This window comes from Deltaproteobacteria bacterium, from assembly GCA_009930495.1.
In the GTDB taxonomy this organism is placed as follows: domain Bacteria; phylum Desulfobacterota; class Desulfovibrionia; order Desulfovibrionales; family Desulfomicrobiaceae; genus Desulfomicrobium.
The window spans coordinates 1-3,312 of the sequence record RZYB01000234.1 but is presented as its reverse complement, the minus strand read 5'-3'; the positions used below and the strand labels follow the sequence as shown (position 1 = coordinate 3,312).

General features: G+C 58.5%; 5 protein-coding genes. 4 read left to right on the top strand and 1 reads right to left on the bottom strand.

The genetic code is table 11. From position 1 onward, the window contains the following. Nucleotides 1-423, top strand: a 423-nt coding sequence (locus tag EOL86_13090; GenBank protein ID NCD26509.1) for a prolipoprotein diacylglyceryl transferase, incomplete at its 5' end; no start/stop codon positions are given. Between the two features lie 62 nt (nucleotides 424-485). Next, nucleotides 486-1,097, top strand: a complete 612-nt coding sequence (locus EOL86_13085) for a carbonic anhydrase (protein NCD26508.1) — start codon at nucleotides 486-488, stop codon at nucleotides 1,095-1,097. Nucleotides 1,098-1,170: 73 nt separating this feature from the next. Here EOL86_13085 and EOL86_13080 read toward each other — a convergent pair whose 3' ends face one another. Next, on the bottom strand, nucleotides 1,171-2,517 hold the full coding sequence (locus EOL86_13080; protein NCD26507.1) for a glutamine synthetase: 1,347 nt from the start codon (nucleotides 2,515-2,517) through the stop codon (nucleotides 1,171-1,173). A 168-nt stretch (nucleotides 2,518-2,685) separates the two neighbouring features. Between EOL86_13080 and EOL86_13075 the strand changes: the two genes are divergently transcribed. Further along, nucleotides 2,686-2,928 carry a ribbon-helix-helix protein, CopG family gene (locus EOL86_13075; GenBank protein ID NCD26506.1) on the top strand — a complete coding sequence of 81 codons (243 nt, stop codon included), beginning with the start codon at nucleotides 2,686-2,688 and terminating at the stop codon, nucleotides 2,926-2,928. Further along, nucleotides 2,918-3,202 carry a type II toxin-antitoxin system RelE/ParE family toxin gene (locus EOL86_13070; protein NCD26505.1) on the top strand — a complete coding sequence of 95 codons (285 nt, stop codon included), beginning with the start codon at nucleotides 2,918-2,920 and terminating at the stop codon, nucleotides 3,200-3,202. The genes EOL86_13075 and EOL86_13070 overlap by 11 nt, the downstream gene beginning before the upstream one ends. Nucleotides 3,203-3,312 lie beyond the last annotated feature (110 nt).

Genomic DNA, 3,312 nt, shown 5'->3' with positions numbered 1-3,312 from the left:
TGGCTGTTGGACCGGGTGGCCATTCCGGGCGCCCTGGGCGGGATGTGCATCCGGTTGGGCAATTTTATGAATTCCGAGATTGTCGGGTTGCCGACAAACGTATCCTGGGCCGTGGTTTTCGAGCGGGTGGACGGCTTGCCCCGCCATCCCGTGCAGCTTTACGAAGCCGTGGCCTATGCGTTGATTTTCGTCGCCCTGTTCGGCGCGTATCGACGCGGGGCCGGTCAGCGGCGCGGTCTTTTAACCGGGAGTCTGCTGGCGTTGGTTTTTGCCGCGCGGTTTGGTCTGGAATTTTTTAAAACGCCGCAGGAATCGTTCGCGTTGCAGGGCGCGTTGAACCTCGGCCAGTGGTTGAGCGTGCCCTGTGTTCTGGCGGGATTGTACCTGATGTGGCGGGCGTGGTCGTCCCGATCGCGTCGGTAGTCGTCTGGGTTCACAACAGGGTCGCAACATTTTTTGGCGCATGCGCGCGGGGGAGACAGGTCATGAAGGACATTGCCACGTTGCTTGAGAACAACAAAAAATGGGCCGCGAACGTCGAGCGCGGCATCCCTGGTTTTTTTCGAAAACTCGAACATCAGCATAAGCCGAAATATCTGTGGATCGGTTGCTCGGACAGCCGTGTTCCGGCGGACCAGTTGATCGGGGTCATGCCCGGGGAGGTGTTCGTGCACCGGAACATTTCCAACCAGGTCATCAACACGGATATCAATTTGATGTGTGTGTTGCAGTACGCCGTGGAGGTGCTCAAGGTCCGGCACATCATTGTTTGCGGACATTACGGCTGCGGTGGCGTGGAAGCGGTGATGAAGGATCAGACACCGGGGATTCTGGGCCACTGGCTGGAGAATGTCAAAGACCTCATGGAGCGCAAGGGGCATCCTTCCCTGGATGACATGTGCGAGCTCAACGTGCGGTTGCAGGTCCGCAACCTGGCCTTGAACAGCATCGTGCGCCGGGCCTGGAGCCGGGGGAGGATTTTGACCCTGCACGGATGGATTTATTCCATCTCCAACGGTCTGATTCACGATCTGTGCATCACCCGCAGCGGCATTGATGAAAGCGTGACCCTGCCTCCGGACACCGCGCGGGAATAGGCCGTTGGGCGGGAGACTGGCGGTGCGACACGCATGGAGTGGCCCGGAGGTCGGAACGTCCGGGCCGGTCCGGTCAGAGTCTCGGCAAATAGCGCTCCAGTTCGAAATCCGTGACCTGGGAGCGATAGAGATCCCATTCCACCTGTTTGTTGGCCAGGAATTTGGTATAGATGTGGTCGCCCAGGGCCTCGCGTACCAGGGCGCTGCCCTGCATGGCTTCCAGTGCGGTCTCCAGGCTTCCGGGCAGGCTCGCGATGCCGCGCTCCCGGCGCTGGTCGGTTGTCATGACGTAGATGTCGTCTTCCACCGGCGCGGGCAGGGGGTAGTTTTCCTCGATGCCCCTGAGGCCGGCGGCCAGCATGCAGGCAAAGGCCAGGTAGGGGTTGCAGGCCGGGTCCGGAGAACGGAGTTCCACGCGCGTGGCGGCCTCCTTGCCGGGTTTGTACATGGGCACGCGGACCAGGGTTGACCGATTACGCCTTGCCCAGGCGATGTTGGTCGGGGCTTCGAATCCGGGCACTAGGCGTTTGTAGGAGTTGACCCATTGGTTGGTCACGGCGGTGAATTCCGCGCAATGCGTGAGTAGCCCGGCGATATAGGCCTTGGCCTCGCGGCTCAGATGGTGGTCGCCGTCGGCGTCGTAAAACAGGTTGCGGCCGTTTTTGAACAGGGACTGGTGCACGTGCATGCCGCTGCCGTTCTCGCCATACAGGGGTTTGGGCATGAAGGTCGCGTAGCGGCCGTGCTGGCGGGCGATTTCCTTGACCACGACGCGGTAGGTGATGGCCGTGTCGGCCATTTTCAGGGCATCGGCGTAGCGCAGGGCGATTTCATGCTGACTGGGCGCGACTTCGTGATGCCCGTATTCCACGGGAATGCCCATGGAGCGTAGGCAGGAGATGATTTCGCGGCGGATGCCTCCGGCCAGATCAAGAGGCGGGGCGTCGAAGTATCCGCCAGGGTCCAGGGGTTTGGGCGAAGTCGGGCTTTCCAGAAGAAAAAATTCCAGTTCCGGACCGACATAGAAGGAATAGCCCTTGGCCGCGGCGGTTTTGAGGATGCGTTTCAGACAATACCTGCTATCACCGGCAAAAGGTTGTCCACTGGGTTCGAGAATATCGCAGAACATGCGGGCCATGGGCGCGGTGGCCTGGTCCCAGGTCACCAGCTGAAAGGTGGCTGGGTCCGGGATGGCGATCATGTCACTTTCTTCAATTCTGCAAAATCCTTCCAGGGACGAGCCATCGAAGCCCATGCCTTCGTCCATGGCGATTTCCAATTCTCCAGGAAGAACCTGGAAACTTTTCAGTGTTCCAAGTACATCCACGAACCAGAATTGAATCAGCTCCACCTTGTGCTCACGCACGGCCTTGACCACATCGTCGGAATTCTTGCAGTTGAAAATCGGAAATTCGGGCATGTGGATTCCTCCAGGCACATTGTTTCGCGTGGCGTTAGCAAAGAGCGCGGGCGTTGTCTCGACTTGGGAGCCTATTTTGCAAATTTGGGAAATTTTGTGGCGCGGTGATCTGGGTCGACATGCGTGATTCCACGCATTACGTTGAATCACAACTTCAAGGAGGGAACTATGTCCACGCAGATTTCCATTCGGGCAAGCGAGGAATTGATTTCTCGATTCAATGCTTTGGCCAAGGAAACGGACCGCTCGCGCGCGTATCTCATCAACCAGGCCATGGAAGAATACATTGCCCGCGAGGCGTGGCAGGTCACGGAAATCCGGAAGGCCTTGAAAGAGGCGGATGCCGGTGAGTTCGCCACGGATGAGGAAATGGCCAAGCTTGATGCTAATTGGAGCTACAGTGAAGGTTAAATGGTTGCGCGGGGCCATGCGCGATCTTGACGCGCAGATGCGTTTTATCGCGCGTGACGACCCGGAAATGGCCCGGGAAATATATGCCGAGATTCGAAAACGGAGCGCTGAACTCGCACTGTTTCCCGAATCCGGCCGTCCCGGTCGCCTCGCCGGGACGCGGGAATTGGTGCTGGGCGGTTATCCCTATGTCATCCCTTACAGGGTGCGGGATGATATTGTTGAAATTTTGCGTGTTTTTCACACCAGCCAGCAATTACCCGGATCGTGGTAATCGTGTGGGGGCGAAATTTTTCGCCCCCACGGTCATTTCGTGCACGCGGCCAGGAATTCATCCACGGCCGCCATTCCCTTTGTATCCAGCAGATTGATGATGTGGCTGCC